Here is a 15,753-nt window from a genome sequence, read left to right as displayed (position 1 = left end):
CAGCCTCCTCTGCCGTCCTTGCACCATCTTTAGTCGGTGCTAATATGAATGGCCGGACGGGGACATAACGACACTGAGGCAAGCCCTGCAGAGGCTGGCGAATTTTTTCACATCAGCAAGCGTTCCAAGAGTGATAGCCTGGGGAGTGATCACGATGCGAATGTACCTGCTCTGCCTGTTTTGGCTGGCTGTCATGCTCGCCGTAGCGCCTGACGTTGCCGCGGAGGAAACGGGTAAACGGATCGCACTCGTCATCGGAAACGGACAATACGAAGCCGCCGGCACGCTGCCCAATGCGGTCAACGATGCGCGTCAATTCGGAGCGTTTCTGTCAGCCCGCGGGTTTGACGCGGATGTCGTGATCGATGCGGACCGCCGCCACCTGGCCGAGGCAATGTCTCGCTTTGTCGGCAAGATCAACACGAACGATGTGGCGCTTTTCTACTTCGCCGGTCATGGCATGCAGCTTCGCGGCGAGAACTATCTTGTAGGAACCGATGCACGGCTGGCGAGCGAATTCGATGTCGCCGCCGAAACGCTGGCGCTGACGGATGTCATCGCAGCCGTTGAGAAAAAGGCGAAGATCGCGCTGTTCTTTCTCGATGCATGCCGCAACAATCCGCTCGCCAACCGTCTCAACCAGGAAGTCGAAGGGGCGACCAGAAGCATCGCGACACGAGGACTGGCGCCGGTCGAAACAGAGAGTGCCGGCACCATGGTCGCATTCGCTGCTGCACCGGGACAAGTTGCGTCTGACGGAAGCGGCAAGAACTCTCCCTTTACAACGGCCCTGATCGGCCATCTCGCAAGCCCCGGCCTCGAAATAGGCACCGCGTTCAAACGGGTCATCCGGGACGTTCGAAAAGCGACGGATGGCAAGCAATCGCCGCAGATCCTGTCGTCGCTGGCATTGGAATTCTATTTCGACCCGTCTTTGCCGAAGGAGGAACAGATTCAGGAACGGGCGCCTTCCGCCACATCGGCGATCGATCTGAAAACGATGGAGATCGAGGCCGATTTTCGCAAGGCCTTGCGGGTCAATACACCGCGCTTCTGGGGACTTTTCCTGAAAAAACACCAGACGGGCGAACAGGCAATCCTTGCGCGGCAAATGCTGAATCAGCTGCAGCCGGCCCCGGCGAAACGCAGCGGCACCAACGCTGAAACGCGTGAAGCCGGGCTAGGATTAAGCAAGCCTCAACGGCACGATATCCAGGTGGCGCTGATCGGGCGGGGCTTTGCCATTGGCGAACCGGACGGCGCTTTCGGCCAGCAAACGCGGCGGGCGCTCGCGGACTATCAGGCATCCATTGGCATTCCCAAATCCGGCTATTTTGACGAGGAGACGGCCAAAAGCCTTGGAATGACCGTCCAGCCCTACTGGAACGGCCTGTACTCCTCGCCGCAGGCACGGGTCTACAATCCCAAGGATTTCGAGGGGATTGAAACCGATCCGCGCGTGCTGAAGGCCGTTGCCTGCAATCCCTATTTCGAAAGGACCTACGGTTCCTTCAACGGACATCTCTACGTCCTCATGCGCGCCGGCATCATCAACCGGCAATCGGCGGCGGCGATTTCAAAACGGTGCGGTGGCTATCTCGCAACCATCACCTCGGAGGCTGAAAACAGTTTCGTTGCGTCGCTTCTCAACAAGGACCCTCGCCTATTTTTGATGGGATACGACGCATTGGGCGGCGTTTCCTACAAGATGGGCGCATGGATCGGCCTTATCCAGGATCCGGCGGGCAAGGAACCCCGCGGCGGCTGGAAGTGGGAAAATGGCGAGCCGATGACCTATTCGAAATGGTTCAGGGACATGCCGAACGAAAACAAGCGCGGTGATGACTACGGCATGTATTACGCCCACAAACAGGGAAAGGCAGACACTGAAACGCAATATGTCGATACCTGGGACGACATGGGGCAGAGCGACGGCACCTATTCCTTTGTCATGGAATTGGAGTGAGGCCTACACCGCTTCGCGCAGCTGTTCCGCCGTCTGCAGGTCTACCGAGACGAGCTGCGAGACGCCCTGTTCGGCCATGGTGACGCCGAACAGGCGGTTCATGCGGGCCATGGTGATCGGGTTGTGGGTGATGATGACGAAACGGGTCTCGGTGGAGGCCGCCATTTCGTCCATCAGGTTGCAATAGCGCTCTACATTGTGATCGTCGAGCGGTGCATCGACTTCGTCGAGCACGCAGATCGGCGCCGGGTTGGTGAGGAACACCGCAAAGATCAGCGCCATTGCCGTCAGGGCCTGCTCGCCACCCGATAGCAGCGTCATCGTCTGCGGCTTCTTGCCCGGCGGGCGAGCGAGAATTTCGAGACCGGCGTCGAGCGGATCATCACTCTCGATCAGCTGCAGCTCAGCCGTGCCGCCACCGAACAGGTGGGTGAACAGCCGCTGGAACTGGACGTTGACGATGTCGAATGCAGCAAGCAGGCGTTCGCGGCCTTCGCGGTTGAGGTTCTGGATCGCCGAACGCAGTTTGCGGATCGCATCGATGACGTCCTCGCGCTCCTTCAGCATCGCGTCGAGCTTGTCGGTCAGTTCCTTCTGCTCTTCCTCGGCGCGCAGGTTGACGGCACCCAGCCGCTCGCGCTCGATCTTCAGCCGGTCAAGTTCACGCTCGATCTGGCGGACATCCGGCAATTCTGCATCGACGGCAAGGCCGGTCAACCGCATGACTTCATGCGGTGCACAGCTCAGAACTTCGCGGATACGGGCTTCACCTTCGAGCCGCTTTTCGCGGGCGGACACCAGCCGTTCCTCGGCGCGGCCACGCTTTTCGCGGGTCTCGGCCAGTTCCGACAGTGCGGTGACGGCGATGCGGTCGGCATCGCGCTGGCGGGTTTCGGCGATGGCCAGCACGTCCGCCGCTTGGCGGCGCGCCTCTTCGGCCTTCGACAGTTCGCTCATCAGCGCCCGGCGCTTCTCGTCGAATTCATCCGGGGCTTCGAGCAGCTCTTCAGCTTCCTCGCGCGCTTCGCTTTCGCGCTCGCGCAGGGTCTCGATATGCTCTTGTGCGCTCGCCGCCCTGGTGTTCCAGGTCTGCCGCTCGGCCGCGATGGCGCGGATGCGGCGTTCGCGGGCTTCGTTCTCACGGGCGAGGCCATCATTGATGGCGCGGGCCTCGGCGACCAGCGCACGGTCTGTCGCGACCGTGGTCATCTGGCTGTTCAGTTTCTGCTCCAGCCCGGCAACGTCGGGGGCATCCTCCAGCGCCTCGCGGGCGCCCTCCATCTGTTCGCCGATCTCCTCGACCTGAAGAGAAAGCTGGCTGCTGGTTTCGGCAAGCACGGCCCGGCGGCGAACAAGATCACCGGAGGCACGCTCGGCAGCGGCCAGCGCATCGCGGGCTTCGGCGAGCTTGCGCACCACCATGCGCTGCGTCTCGCGAGACAGGCGCAGACGCTCGTCCTCGGCGCGGATGCGGGCAGCAGCAGCGGAAAGCTCGGCTTCTCGCGCGGCCAGAAGATCGCGGGCATCAGTAAGCTCGCTTTCGAGTTCGGCAAGGCGGTTTTTCTGCGCCAGCCGAAGGGCAGCGGCGCTTGGTGCGTCGGCACCCGTGACGTGTCCATCCCAGCGCCAGACGGCACCGTCTCGGGTCACCAGTCTCTGGCCCGTTTTCAGCAGCGGCAGCAACCGCTCCGCCGCCGCGTCGCTATCAACGATGCCGATCTGGCGCAGACCACGGTCAAGGGTTTCGGGAGCGCGCACATGCTGCGTCAGCGGTGTTGCGCCTGCCGGCAATTGCGGATCGTTGGACCCGTCGCCCGGCGCGCGCCAATGGGCGGGCGCATCTGGATCGAGCGGTGATTCCAGATCTTCACCGAGTGCGGCGCCCAGCGCCGTCTCGAAACCACGATCAACCTTCATATCATCGACGACGGGCGGGGCAGCGCCCTGCACGGCCGATGCGTCCAGCATACGCCGGATTGTACGAGCCTCGGTCTCTATACCATTGACCTGCGAACGCGCCGCATCGACGGGCGGACGGGCAGCGACTTCGGCCTGACGAGCGGCGGCCAACGCCTCTTCGATGTCAGCAACGGCGTTTTCCGCCTGCTCAAGCGCAGATTCGGCCGCTTCGACGTCTTCCTGCTTTTCTGCAGGATCCGGCAGCGTTTTGATCTGCCGGTCAAGTTCGTCGAGATCGCGGGTCTGGTCGGACAGTTGTTTGGCGAGACGCGCCTGCCGCTCCGTGAGATCGCGAATGGTCTTTTCAAGCTGATTGCGCGACGCATGCGCCTCGGCGCGCTCTGCAGTCAGCAAGCCGAGCTGCCGTTCGCTGTCAGCCAGTTTCTCATTCGAATCGGCAAGCCGCTCGCGAGCCTCCTCGGCACGCTCGCCCGCTTCGGCCAGCATATCGGCGAGTTCGCTCTCTTCCTCATCCAGGCGGGCAAGGATACCGGCATTGTCGGCGATCAAGCGCTCTTCACGAACGATGTCCTCGCGCAGTTGCGACAGGCGGCGCTGCAGTTCGTCGCGGCGGCGAAGGATGCGGCCAGCGTCTTCTTCCAGCTGCGACTTGGCAATCTGCAGGCGCTGCAGGGCCGCCGCCGCCCGGGCTTCGGCTTCACGCAACTCCGGCAGCTTCAGGCTGGCGATCGCCTGGGCTTTTGCCGCTTCCATCTGGGCTTGCGCCTTTTCGGCAACCAAGGACGTCGCCTGGTTCAACTGGCTATCGGCCTCGCCCTCGGCTTCCTTGGCCTGTACCCAGCGGATATGCAAAAGCATCGCCTCGTGGCGGCGGATATCGGCCGACAGCATCTTGAAGCGATTGGCCTGGCGCGACTGGCGCTTCAGGCTTTCGATCTGGCTTTCGAGCTGCGAAGTCACATCCTCCAGCCGCTCGAGATTGGTCTCGGCGCCCCTCAGCCGCAGCTCCGCCTCGTGGCGGCGCGAATGCAGACCTGAAATGCCGGCGGCCTCTTCCAGCAACTGGCGCCGGGCCTGCGGTTTGGCAGAGATCAGCTCGCCGATCCGCCCCTGCCCGACCATCGACGGTGAGCGGGCACCGGTGGAGGCATCGGCAAACAGCAGCTGCACGTCCTTGGCGCGGGCTTCCTTGCCGTTGATCCGGTAGACTGAACCGTTTTCGCGCTCGATCCGGCGGGTGACCTGGATCTCATCGCTGTCGTTGAAGGCAGCAGGCGCGGTGCGGTCCGAATTGTCGAGATAGAGGCCGACTTCGGCGGTGTTGCGGGCGGGACGGTTGCCGGAACCGGAAAAGATCACGTCGTCCATGCCGGACGCACGCATGTTCTTGTAGGAATTCTCCCCCATCACCCAGCGCAGCGCTTCGACCAGATTGGACTTGCCGCACCCGTTCGGCCCGACAACACCGGTCAGCCCGCGCTCGATGACAAATTCGGATGGTTCGACGAAGGACTTGAAGCCGAGAAGACGGAGTTTGGTGAACCTCATGCCGCTTGCCCCGCATTCGAGGCTGCGTCCGTCATCGCCTTGCGCATGCGGCGGGCATTCTGGCGTGCATGTGTTGGAATATCAGCGTGAGGCATGATCACCCCATACGACAAGGGAAATATGCCAATAAAAAACGGGCGCACTGAGGCGCCCGCCGGTCGTTTTGTTAAAACGCTGGAGATCAGAGCATTGAGTCGATAAGGGCCGACATGGTGTCAACCGACATTTCTCCGGAATACTTCTTGCCATTGACGAAGAAGGTTGGGGTGGCCTTGACGCCAAAATCCTTGTCACCCTTCTGCATCGTTGCCTGCACATCATCCAGAAGTTTCTGGTTCGTCAAGCAGGCCTCGAAGCTCTCCTGTGTAAAACCAGCGAGTTTCGACATCTGCAGCAGCGCATCGCGGCCGTTTGGTGCGGCAGCCCACTGTTCCTGCTGCTTGAACAGCATCGAGATCATCGGGAAATACTGACCTTCAGGGGCGCAGCGCGCCAGCATGAAGGCGGCAGCCGCACGCGGATCGAACGGGAACTCGCGCAGCACGAAACGAACCTGGCCGCTATCGACATACTTGGTCTTGATGGCGTCGTAGGTTTCGTTGTGGAAGCGGGCGCAATGCGGGCAGGTCATCGACATGTATTCGACGATCGTCACCTTGGCGTCGGCCTTGCCGACCGACATTTCCGGCAGCGGGCCTGGAGCCATCAGCTTGGCAACATCGACTTCGCCTTCCGACTGCGGAACCTCAACCTTGGCTGCGGGCGCTGCGGCCTGGGCCATCTGTGTCTGGCCAGCCGCAGCCGTTGCCGGCGTTGCCGCCGAAGACGTGGTGGAGGACGTCGTCGTGCCATCCACCGGCTTTGCTGCCGCCATCATGGAATTGTCGGCAGGCTTCATGGTTGTGTTGGCGGCCATCATCGAACCACCCTCAGCAGGCTTCGCCGCCGTGGCGGACGACATCATCGAGCCGCCGTCAGCGGGCTTGACCTCGGTCTTGGCGGCCGTATCGGTGGTTTCCGTCGCAGGCGTTTTTGCGGCCGCGTCCTTCTTCTCGTCGCTGCAGGCGGCGAGCGTCACAGCGATGGCAGCCACGGCGACGCCGCTCAGAAGGCGCTTGAAAGGGCTCAGTTCAGAAAGGGACATGGTTTCACCTGTGTAAGGGGATAAACGAAATCGGTCGAAAATTCGATAACTTGCCTTGTTGAAGGCGACAAGGGGCTGTCGCTCACCAACGTTCAAACAATTGTGACCGGCTGATGGTCCCGCTCACTTTTTTCTCGGCGCAAGCACCGCAGTGCCAAGCCGCGTCAGCGCCGCCTTCAGCGCATCGTTCTCGATACCGTCGATCAGCGTTTCCAGATGCCGGGCGCGTTCGCCCGTCAAGGGTCTGGGTTTGCTATAGGGTTTCGGTGGCGCCGCAACTGGTTTCTGGACGATGCGCATCTGGTTGATCGCCGGAAAACCGAAAAAGCCATTGATCCGCTGAATCAATTCGCCCTGCGCATGGGTAAGGAACAGGGCACGGGCGCCCTCACAGGCAATGGTCAGCACACCCGGCTGATAGCCCCCTTCACCCGTCATTTCCGAGGCGCGGCGCGGCCAGGCGATCTTTTCCGGCCGGGTGCAATCGGCAAAGTCCTCGCCGGCGATTTCGTCCCAGGAACCGAGCAGCAGCGTGTTGATACCGGCCCGTTTGGCAAGCACGGGATCGAGCATGCCATTGGCGATCTCGCTGATCTGACGGCCGCTCTTGCGGGTATAAGGTTGTTTCAACAGATATCTTTCGGTTTCCGAATCCGCCTTGAAGGATGGCGAACACTTCGCCAAGTATAGGCCTCAACCAACTTTCCGGCAAATGATGCAGCAGACAATGAATTCGGCCGATGCGGCCACACAGCTTCTTTCCTGGTACGACCGGCATCATCGCGACCTGCCCTGGCGCATCTCGCCGCCGATGGCACGCGACGGCGTGGTCGCAGATCCCTACCACGTCTGGCTGTCGGAAGTGATGCTGCAGCAGACCACCGTGCAGGCAGTCAAACCCTATTTCCACAAGTTCCTGGCGCTTTGGCCAAAGGTCACCGACCTTGCCTCGGCCGACACCGAAGAGGTGATGAAGGCCTGGGCCGGTCTCGGCTATTATGCCCGCGCCCGTAACCTGAAGAAATGCGCCGAGGCTATCGCACGCGACCACAAGGGGATGTTTCCGGACACCGAGGACGGGCTGAAGGCGTTGCCGGGGATCGGCGACTATACCGCCGCCGCCGTTTCCGCCATTGCCTTCAACCGCCAGAGCGCTGTGTTGGACGGCAATGTCGAGCGGGTGATCTCGCGGCTGCACGCGATCGAAACGCCGTTGCCAGCCGCCAAGCCGCAAATGCGGGCACTGGTGGCCGAGATGACGCCAGCGGACCGGCCGGGCGATTTCGCGCAGGGGATGATGGATCTCGGCGCGACGATCTGCACGCCGAAACGGCCGGCCTGTGCGCTCTGTCCCCTGAACGGCGGCTGTCTCGCCTTGAAAAGGGCCGACGCGGAAACCTTTCCGCGCAAGGCGCCCAAAAAAGACAAGCCGCTGCGAGTGGGTGCCGCCTTTGTCGCCAGCGGCATCGATGGCGCTGTCTATCTGCAGAAGCGCGGCGAAACCGGCCTGCTCGGCGGCATGACGGAAGTGCCGGGCACGGCATGGACATCGCGCGTCGATGGCGACAACACGATTTCAGCCCAGCCCTTTGCAGCCCCTTGGGAACCCTGCGGCACGATCACACATATTTTTACGCATTTTGAGTTGCACTTGTCGATCTATCGGGCCAAGGTCGGCAATGAGAACAAAACAGGAAACGGCTGGTGGGAGCCGCTGGTGACTCTCGAGGCCCAGGCCCTGCCAACCGTCATGAAAAAAGCAATCGCCCAGGCTATACCGCACGCTTTCAAAAGCGGCCTGGACAGCCGGAAAAACTGAGGAATACCTGATGAGCAGCGTCGAAATCCGCCACATCGTCTTCGACATCGGCAGGGTGCTGATTCACTACGATCCACATATCCCCTACTCGCGAATCATTCCCGATGATGCCGAGCGCAAATGGTTCTTCGCCAATGTCTGCACCCATGACTGGAATATCGAGCAGGACCGCGGCCGCGACTGGCGGGAGGCCGAAGAGCTTTTGATCACTGAGTATCCTGATCATGCAGACAGCATCCGTGCCTTCCGCAAATACTGGCACGAGATGGTGCCGCACGCCTATGTCGAATGCGTCTCGATCATGGAAAGCCTGATTGCCAAGGGCTATGACGTGACCATGCTGACCAATTTTGCCTCCGACACGTTCAAGGAAGCGCAAAAGCTGTTTCCTTTCCTGACGCTGCCGCGCGGTGTCACCGTTTCGGGCGAAATCAAGCTGATCAAGCCGGATGTGGCGATCTATGAAACGCATGCCAAATCCTTCGGGCTCACCCCGGCGGAAACGCTGTTCATCGACGACAGCATGCCCAATGTCGAGGGCGCGCGCGCGGCCGGATGGCATGCCGTTCACTTTACCGATCCGCAGACGCTCCAGTCTGACCTTCTCGCCTATGGACTGACGGTATGAACATGAGCACTATTTCCTTCGACCCCGCTGCCGCCACCGAACGTTTTCATGCCGCAATCGATCAGCTTGATTTTGCCGTCATCGAAGATTTTTTTGCCGATGACGCGACCTATGCCTCCGGCAAGGTCGGTGGACTCAAAGGACGCCCCGATATCATGGCGGCGTTCCGGCGCTATTTTGTTGAGTACCCCGACCAGGTGGCCGAAAACAGCCTGATCGAAACCCTGTCGCCGCTCTCGGCTCGCGCCGTCTGGAGCCTCAGAGCCACAAGTTCCTCAACTGGCGAGCCGCTCATTCGCCGCGGCGAAGAAACCGTCACTTTCAACGATCAGGGCAAAATCGTCAGTGTCGATGTCACTGACTTCTGACAATAAAAGCCCTTTTTTGATGTTCCGGAAAGCAGCGTTTCCAAGGTGAAAATGATCTGCCCGCCCAATGACATGACGGCACCTGGATGAACGCCGGCGATGTCTTCTTTTAGCCGGTCGAGGTTCGGCCAACAGGACAAAACACAAACGCCCAGGATCATCGCTGATCCTGGGCGTTTCAGTCTTCGTCCGGGACTGAAGGTACTAAACCGGACGAAAACTATTTCTGGACCAGGCGGCTTTCGCCGCGCCGTCAAGCATTTTACGGGCTAACCCGCGCGCCTCGCATGGTTGATCACACGGTCGTCCTGCTTGAGGTGCAGACTACGGGCGAGATGGTTAAATTGTTCTAAAAGCCGCGCACCCACGGCCTGATTTCAAAGACTAAATTGCGCTGGAAAAACACGCTCCACCACCACCTGTGCGGGCCGGAAACGGAAGGACAAGGATCATCCATGGAGATTATCTTTGTGCCCGCAACGCGCCGTTCTTGCTTCCCGCAAACAAGCGGGGCACATAATGATTCAACGTCCTGCACGCGATGATTCTCGACCGACCAACCGTTGTCCGATCTGCGCCGATGCCCGAAAAAAATCTTCACATTCCGAAACTTGTCTTTTCAGGAACTCGTTCCCGCCCACAGACGGGAAAGGCAGACCATATGAACGAGAATACCGAAATTTCGAAAAAACCCGCAGACGCGCAACACAGCCCGGAGAATAATTCCGAAGGCCCCGCCCGCTGGGTCATTCACTGCATCTGCTGCGAAGAGCCCGTCGAGCCGTGGCAGACCACCGGCTATCAATTCGGCTATTGCGCCCACTGTTTCGACGTCCTGATGGAGCCTGCGGGCAAATCCTAGGCGGCGGCTTCAGCGCCCATATCCATCATTGAACACATGCAAACACCGCGCATACCCATCGGGAGCGCGGTGTTTTGCATTTATCGGTGGCAGCCAATCAGTTGATCTTGGCCATGCCGCTCCGGATGACGGCGCGCAGTTCGTCGATCGGCTTGAGCGACGTGCCGTCATCATAGTGCCAGAAGGTCCAGCCGTTGCAGGCGTCGAGGTTCTGGACCTTGGCGCCGAGGCGATGGATCGAGCCGGCGTCGCCACCACTTGCGACGGTGCCGTCGGCACGCACGATGGCGCTGTAACGGCGCTTGGCATCGGTCAGCACCGTGCCTGGCTTGATCATGCCGCTTTCGATCAGCGTGTTGAAGGCGACGCGCGGTTCGGCTTTCTTGCCGGTCATCACCGTCAGGGTCGCCTTTCCGAGTGGCTCGACGGCAGCAATCCGCTCGGATGCAGCATCGATATAGGCCTGCTCGCGTTCGATGCCGACGAAATTGCGGCCGAGACGCTTGGCAACGGCACCGGTGGTGCCGGAACCGAAGAACGGATCGAGCACGATATCGCCCGGCTTGGTCGACGCCATCAGGATACGGGCAAGCAAGGCTTCCGGCTTCTGGGTCGGATGCGCCTTCTTGCCGTCGTCGCCCTTCAGGCGCTCGCCGCCAGAGCAGATCGGAAACAGCCAGTCGGAGCGCATCTGCACGTCATCGTTCGACGCCTTCAGGGCGTCGTAGTTGAACGTGTAGCCCTTGCCCTTGGCACTGGGGCTTGCCCAGATCAGCGTCTCATGGGCGTTCTGGAACCGGCGGCCCTTGAAGTTCGGCATCGGATTGGTCTTGCGCCAGATGATGTCGTTGAGGATCCAGAAGTTCAGGTCCTGCAAGGTCGCGCCGACGCGGAAAATATTGTGGTAGGAACCGATGACCCAGAGCGTTCCGGTCGGCTTCAGGACGCGGCGGCAGGCAAGCAGCCAGGCACGGGTAAAGGCATCGTAGGCCTCGAAGGAGACAAACTGGTCCCACTCGTCATCGACGGCGTCGACCAGCGACTGATCGGGACGGTGCAGCGAGCCGCCGAGCTGGAGGTTGTACGGCGGGTCCGCAAAGACGACATCGACGGAGTTGTCGGGAAGTGCCTCAAGAGCGGCGACGCAATCGCCTTTGATGATGGAATTGAGCCAGCCGGCAGGGCTGACGCCACGGGAGATTTCGGCCAACGAAACAACTGATGACATGGACACTCGCACCTACGCTTACTCGGAACTGATTGGTCCTTATGGTTACCGAACTTGGTTACCAAATGCTGAAGGCGGTGGCGAAATTTGCGAAATGATACAGGAGGATGCTGTAAAATCGGCAATATGCGGCACTCCCGCCATGATTAACGGGAGCACTTTTTTAAGGCCGCCTATTGCACCTGTTCCCTTGCCGCGTGAAAGGCACGGCTGTCTGCAGGCGCCTCGTCGCGCTCGTACATGCCGTAGTCGCGGATGACGCTGGCGATGCGCAGGCGGTAATCGGCGAAGGTACCGTTGCGCCCGGCATGTTGGGCGGCCCGATGGTCCGGTCCGTTGCGCCAGGTGGCGATCGCCGCCTCGTCGCGCCAGAACGACAGGGAGAGGATCTTGCCCGGAACCTTCAGGCTTTCGAACCGCTCGATCGACAGAAACCCATCGATCTCGTTAAGGCGCATGTGCAATTGCGAGGCAAGATCGAGATAGGTGCTGCGCCGGTCGTCGGCCGGCATGACCTCGAAGATCACGGCGATCAAAACGAAACGACCTTGTTATGCGGCGCCGAAATGTTCTTGAGGAAAATCCGGTCCTCCTTGAGGATGAACCTTTCTTTTTTGGAGAACTGATAGTTTTCCATGCCGAGCGGATCGGCCGCAAGCCTTGCGCGGTAGGCCTCGTAGGCCGCCAGGCTCCCGATATTGTGGACACCGTAGGCGGTAGTGGCCGAGCCTTCGTGCGGACCGAAATAGCCGATCAGATCGGCGCCATTGCGCGGGATGGCCTGCCCCCAGGTCCGGGCATAGGCGGCAAATTCCTCGCGCTTGAACGGATCGATTTCGTAGCGGATGAAGCAGGTGATCATGGGTCTTTCCTTCGTTGGATGGTGTTGCGGATGACCCTTTGTGCCAGTTTGCAGCGATCGGATGCTTCGATGACGATCGAACTATAGAGCCTTGCCGAGACCCGCCGCCGCGGGTACCATCCCCGCATGAAAGAAGGTCCAGACATTGCTCTCATCGGCTCGCTGATCGGCGATCCCGCCCGCGCCAACATGCTGACAGCGCTGACAAGCGGCAAGGCGTTGACGGCGACGGAGCTTGCCGGAACGGCCGGGGTCACCCTGCAGACCGCGAGTTCGCATCTCTCGAAGCTTGAGGCCGGCGGCCTGATCAGCCAGCGCAAACAGGGCCGGCACCGCTATTTCACGCTCGCGGACGACGATGTCGGCCTGATGATCGAGGGCCTGATGGGCTTTGCCGCCTATCGCGGTTTTACCCGCCATCGCACTGGCCCCAAGGACCCGGCGCTGCGCAAGGCCAGGGTCTGCTACAATCACCTTGCGGGCGATTATGGCGTGCGCATGCTCGATAGTCTCGTGGCGGAAGAAGTCATCACCGGCATCGGCGACAGGCTGCAGCTGACGAAAACCGGCGAAGGAAAGATGACGGCGCTTGGTATTGATCTACCGGCACTGACACGGTTGCGGCGGCCGGTCTGCCGCGCCTGCCTTGACTGGAGCGAACGCCGCTCGCATCTTTCGGGGTCGCTCGGACAGGCGCTGCTGACCCTTTTCATGGACAAGGGTTGGGCCAAACGCGAGACCGACAGCCGCGCTGTGCGCTTCACCGGCACCGGCGAGACGGAATTCGCAAAACTCTTCCCCCTGCCCGCGCCGTCACCCGTCGAGCGCCGTCAAGAGCACACCGTCGAAGCCTGACGCAGCGATGCCCGTACAGAGTGGCGACCATTCGCAGCGTTGGCAGGCCTCGCGGATGCTGTCTTTGCCAAACGCCTCCCGCATCCGCCGCAGGAAATCCGCATCGGGGCGAATAGAAGCACCCGGACCGGCTGACGACCCGAGCAAAGTTTCGACCGCTTCGCTCGCCTTGAGATCGCGATCGGTCACACTCTCGTTCAGACAGTGCATGTCCGGCTCGGCAATCATCGGCGCACAGATATCGTCCGGCCCCTCGACCACCAGAATATCCTCGCCCGCAGAAAGACGCGCGGCGATTCGGATGTAGTTCTCGGTGAAAGCAGCCGTATATCCCTTGCCGACGAAGGTGAGCATGCAGAGCAGATGATGAGGGCGCAAGCGGACGGTCATGTGGGCCTTGCCGGGGTCAAAAACCGGTCTTACCCGGCAATGGCTCCAACGGCAACCGATGGCCCAAGCAGGCCACCAGCCCTCAACTCCGCCGTTCTTTAATCCTCTGGAAAAAGCATGGCGTATAGAATGAACTGCGGTGTTTAAGCGGCGCGGCGGCCGATCTCGTCCAGGTCCCTGAGCGCATCATCAGGCAGCACCAGCTCCGCTGCGGCAAGGTTCTCGCGCAGATGGCCGACGGACGAGGTACCGGGGATCAGCAGGATGTTTGGCGCACGGCGCAGCAGCCAGGCGAGAGCGACCTGCATGGGGGTTGCGTTCAGCCGTGCAGCGACGTCCGACAGCGTCGATGACTGCAGCGGGCTGAAGCCGCCGAGCGGGAAGAACGGCACATAGGCGACGCCGTCGCGGGCAAGATCGTCGATCAGGGCATCGTCGTCCCGATGGGCCAGATTATACTGGTTCTGGACGCAGACGATTTTGGCGATACCACGCCCCTCGGCAATCTGCGTCGCGGTGGCGTTGCTCAGCCCGATGTGACGGATCAAGCCTTGCCTTTGGAGATCGGCAAGGACGGTCAAAGGCGCCTCCAACGATCCCTCGGCGGGGCCGTGCACGGCAAACATCAGGCGAAGATTGACGAGATCGATGACATCCAGGCCCAGATTGCGCAGATTGTCGTGAATGGCCTTGGTCAGCTCCTCGCGGGAAAAGGCCGGGATCCACGACTTGTCATCGCCGCGCCGGGCACCGACCTTGGTGACGATGAGGAGATCGTCGCGATACGGGTGCAGCGCTTCGCGGATCAGTTGGTTGGTGACGTGCGGACCGTAGAAATCGCTGGTATCGATATGATCTACGCCGCTGGCAACGGCCTCTCGCAACACGGCAAGCGCCGCATCATGATCCTTCGGCGGGCCGAAAACGCCGGGACCTGCAAGTTGCATGGCACCGTAGCCGAGCCTTTTGACTGTGTGACCGCCAAGGGCGAACGTACCGGACTGATCGATAGTTGACATGATCTCATTCCTTTCAAGAACCGATACCAAGATAGGCGTTGTCGATGCGCGTGAAAATGGGGCATAATCCGCACACGTTGTGCGGGGTGGCGAACAGTGAAGACCGATCTGGGTGATCTGAATGCGTTTGTGGCGGTGGCCCGCGCCGGCGGCTTTCGCGAGGGCGCGCGCATCAGTGGCAGCAGCGCCTCTTTTCTCAGTGAAGCGGTGCGCCGCCTGGAGGCCCAGCTGGGCGTCAGGCTGCTGAACCGGACAACGCGCAGCGTGGTTCCGACCGAAGCGGGCAAGGGGTTGCTGGCACGGCTGGGTCCGGCACTGACCGAGGTGGAGGCGGCCCTCGACGTGGTCAACGGCTTTCGCGGCCGGCCCGCCGGCACGCTGCGCCTCAATGTGCCTGTCAGCGCGGCACGGCTGGTGCTGCCCACGATCATACCGCCGTTCCTGGCTGCCTATCCCGACATCCGGCTGGAGATTGTCGCCGACGACAGCTTTGTCGATGTGCTCGCCGCAGGCTGCGACGCCGGAATCCGCTATGACGAACGGCTGGAGCAGGACATGATCGCGGTTCCCATCGGGCCGCGCGTCCAGCGTTTTGCCACCGCAGCCTCCCCGGCCTATCTCGACCACCGGGGCAGGCCCCAGCATCCACGTGAATTGCTCGGCCATGCCTGCCTGCTCGGCCGTTTCTCCAGTGGCAAGACGACAGCACCCTGGGAGTTCGAGCTCGACGGCGACGTGGTGCGGATCGATCCGGCCGGGCCGCTGATCGTTAGTGTCGGCGGTTGCATCGATCTGGCCGTCGATGCAGCGATTGCCGGGACAGGGATCATTTCCCTGTTTGAGGACTGGCTTCGCCCGCATCTGGAGAGTGGCGCGCTGGAGCCCGTTCTTCAACCCTGGTGGCAGTCCTTTTCAGGCCCGTTCCTGTATTATCCCGGGCGCAGGCTGGTGCCAGCGCCACTCAGGGCATTCATCGACTTCGTCAAGGTGCCGGCGAACCAGACCTGACGCCTGTTGGCGATAGATGCCTCTGTCATTTGCGGCAAGATTTTGGTCCCGCAGCCTCCTCTGCATGGCAGGTTTTCGCTTGCCGCGGTTGAGCTTTCGGGCGTCATCGTGTACACGGCCAGCATCTCCCCAAAGG

15 protein-coding genes are annotated in these 15,753 nt (G+C 61.2%); 7 read left to right on the top strand and 8 right to left on the bottom strand.

Annotated elements, in window-relative coordinates:
- The first annotated feature begins 154 nt into the window (after nt 1–154).
- Complete coding sequence (locus R6X40_RS09340) at nt 155–1,966, top strand: caspase family protein (RefSeq protein ID WP_318412884.1); 1,812 nt, start codon at nt 155–157, stop codon at nt 1,964–1,966.
- Between the two features lie 3 nt (nt 1,967–1,969).
- On the opposite strand, the gene R6X40_RS09335 is transcribed toward R6X40_RS09340, so the two are convergent.
- The 3 genes from R6X40_RS09335 to R6X40_RS09325 form a co-directional block, all read right to left on the bottom strand.
- Nucleotides 1,970–5,434, bottom strand: a complete 3,465-nt coding sequence (locus R6X40_RS09335) for a chromosome segregation SMC family protein (protein ID WP_318412883.1) — start codon at nt 5,432–5,434, stop codon at nt 1,970–1,972.
- 181 nt (nt 5,435–5,615) lie between these two features.
- Nucleotides 5,616–6,578, bottom strand: a complete 963-nt coding sequence (locus R6X40_RS09330; RefSeq protein WP_412178358.1) for a DsbA family protein — start codon at nt 6,576–6,578, stop codon at nt 5,616–5,618.
- 123 nt (nt 6,579–6,701) lie between these two features.
- The gene (locus R6X40_RS09325; RefSeq protein ID WP_318412881.1) at nt 6,702–7,208 is read right to left on the bottom strand and encodes a DUF721 domain-containing protein; all 507 of its coding nucleotides are present in this window, start codon (nt 7,206–7,208) and stop codon (nt 6,702–6,704) included.
- An 82-nt stretch (nt 7,209–7,290) separates the two neighbouring features.
- On the opposite strand from R6X40_RS09325, the gene mutY reads away from it, so the two are divergent.
- The 4 genes from mutY to R6X40_RS09305 all read left to right on the top strand — a co-directional run bounded on the left by mutY (nt 7,291) and on the right by R6X40_RS09305 (nt 10,255).
- Nucleotides 7,291–8,397, top strand: a complete 1,107-nt coding sequence (gene mutY / locus R6X40_RS09320) for an A/G-specific adenine glycosylase (protein WP_412178357.1) — start codon at nt 7,291–7,293, stop codon at nt 8,395–8,397.
- Between the two features lie 10 nt (nt 8,398–8,407).
- Nucleotides 8,408–9,025, top strand: coding sequence for an HAD family phosphatase (locus tag R6X40_RS09315; RefSeq protein ID WP_318412879.1), 618 nt, complete (start codon nt 8,408–8,410; stop codon nt 9,023–9,025).
- An 11-nt stretch (nt 9,026–9,036) separates the two neighbouring features.
- Nucleotides 9,037–9,393, top strand: coding sequence for a nuclear transport factor 2 family protein (locus R6X40_RS09310; RefSeq protein WP_318413252.1), 357 nt, complete (start codon nt 9,037–9,039; stop codon nt 9,391–9,393).
- 661 nt (nt 9,394–10,054) lie between these two features.
- Nucleotides 10,055–10,255, top strand: a complete 201-nt coding sequence (locus tag R6X40_RS09305; protein ID WP_318412877.1) for a hypothetical protein — start codon at nt 10,055–10,057, stop codon at nt 10,253–10,255.
- A gap of 97 nt (nt 10,256–10,352) precedes the next feature.
- On the opposite strand, the gene R6X40_RS09300 is transcribed toward R6X40_RS09305, so the two are convergent.
- The 3 genes from R6X40_RS09300 to R6X40_RS09290 form a co-directional block, all read right to left on the bottom strand.
- On the bottom strand, nt 10,353–11,483 hold the full coding sequence (locus tag R6X40_RS09300; protein WP_318412875.1) for a site-specific DNA-methyltransferase: 1,131 nt from the start codon (nt 11,481–11,483) through the stop codon (nt 10,353–10,355).
- Between the two features lie 173 nt (nt 11,484–11,656).
- Nucleotides 11,657–12,019 carry an antibiotic biosynthesis monooxygenase gene (locus R6X40_RS09295; protein WP_318412873.1) on the bottom strand — a complete coding sequence of 121 codons (363 nt, stop codon included), beginning with the start codon at nt 12,017–12,019 and terminating at the stop codon, nt 11,657–11,659.
- Nucleotides 12,016–12,345 (bottom strand): NIPSNAP family protein, encoded by a 330-nt coding sequence (locus tag R6X40_RS09290; RefSeq protein WP_318412871.1) that lies wholly within the window; start codon nt 12,343–12,345, stop codon nt 12,016–12,018. Before R6X40_RS09290 ends, R6X40_RS09295 begins: the two co-directional genes overlap by 4 nt.
- Nucleotides 12,346–12,471: 126 nt before the next feature.
- Here R6X40_RS09290 and R6X40_RS09285 point away from each other — a divergent pair, with 126 nt between their 5' ends.
- Nucleotides 12,472–13,200, top strand: coding sequence for a winged helix-turn-helix domain-containing protein (locus tag R6X40_RS09285; RefSeq protein WP_318412869.1), 729 nt, complete (start codon nt 12,472–12,474; stop codon nt 13,198–13,200).
- Here the strand turns inward: R6X40_RS09285 and R6X40_RS09280 are convergent.
- Nucleotides 13,159–13,590, bottom strand: coding sequence for a DUF1284 domain-containing protein (locus R6X40_RS09280; RefSeq protein WP_318412868.1), 432 nt, complete (start codon nt 13,588–13,590; stop codon nt 13,159–13,161). The two genes, R6X40_RS09285 and R6X40_RS09280, sit on opposite strands and share 42 nt — an antisense overlap.
- A gap of 143 nt (nt 13,591–13,733) precedes the next feature.
- Nucleotides 13,734–14,609, bottom strand: coding sequence for an aldo/keto reductase family oxidoreductase (locus tag R6X40_RS09275; RefSeq protein ID WP_318412866.1), 876 nt, complete (start codon nt 14,607–14,609; stop codon nt 13,734–13,736).
- Nucleotides 14,610–14,705: 96 nt separating this feature from the next.
- Between R6X40_RS09275 and R6X40_RS09270 the strand changes: the two genes are divergently transcribed.
- Nucleotides 14,706–15,617 (top strand): LysR family transcriptional regulator, encoded by a 912-nt coding sequence (locus tag R6X40_RS09270; RefSeq protein ID WP_318412864.1) that lies wholly within the window; start codon nt 14,706–14,708, stop codon nt 15,615–15,617.
- The last annotated feature ends 136 nt before the right edge of the window (nt 15,618–15,753 follow it).

It is taken from the genome of Rhizobium sp. PL01 (genome assembly GCF_033447125.1).
Classification (GTDB): Bacteria; Pseudomonadota; Alphaproteobacteria; order Rhizobiales; family Rhizobiaceae; genus Pararhizobium.
Note: the sequence above shows the minus strand (reverse complement) of the source record. Positions and strands in the feature narration are given on the sequence as shown.

Bases quoted from the DNA above. Each gene is read 5' to 3' on its own strand.
- R6X40_RS09340 (WP_318412884.1), top strand. From the start codon at position 155: ATGCGAATGTACCTGCTCTGCCTGTTTTGGCTGGCTGTCATGCTCGCC.
- R6X40_RS09335 (WP_318412883.1), bottom strand. From the start codon at position 5,434: ATGAGGTTCACCAAACTCCGTCTTCTCGGCTTCAAGTCCTTCGTCGAA.
- R6X40_RS09330 (WP_412178358.1), bottom strand. From the start codon at position 6,578: ATGTCCCTTTCTGAACTGAGCCCTTTCAAGCGCCTTCTGAGCGGCGTC.
- mutY (WP_412178357.1), top strand. From the start codon at position 7,291: ATGATGCAGCAGACAATGAATTCGGCCGATGCGGCCACACAGCTTCTT.
- R6X40_RS09315 (WP_318412879.1), top strand. From the start codon at position 8,408: ATGAGCAGCGTCGAAATCCGCCACATCGTCTTCGACATCGGCAGGGTG.
- R6X40_RS09305 (WP_318412877.1), top strand. From the start codon at position 10,055: ATGAACGAGAATACCGAAATTTCGAAAAAACCCGCAGACGCGCAACAC.
- R6X40_RS09300 (WP_318412875.1), bottom strand. From the start codon at position 11,483: ATGTCATCAGTTGTTTCGTTGGCCGAAATCTCCCGTGGCGTCAGCCCT.
- R6X40_RS09290 (WP_318412871.1), bottom strand. From the start codon at position 12,345: ATGATCACCTGCTTCATCCGCTACGAAATCGATCCGTTCAAGCGCGAG.
- R6X40_RS09285 (WP_318412869.1), top strand. From the start codon at position 12,472: ATGAAAGAAGGTCCAGACATTGCTCTCATCGGCTCGCTGATCGGCGAT.
- R6X40_RS09280 (WP_318412868.1), bottom strand. From the start codon at position 13,590: ATGACCGTCCGCTTGCGCCCTCATCATCTGCTCTGCATGCTCACCTTC.
- R6X40_RS09275 (WP_318412866.1), bottom strand. From the start codon at position 14,609: ATGTCAACTATCGATCAGTCCGGTACGTTCGCCCTTGGCGGTCACACA.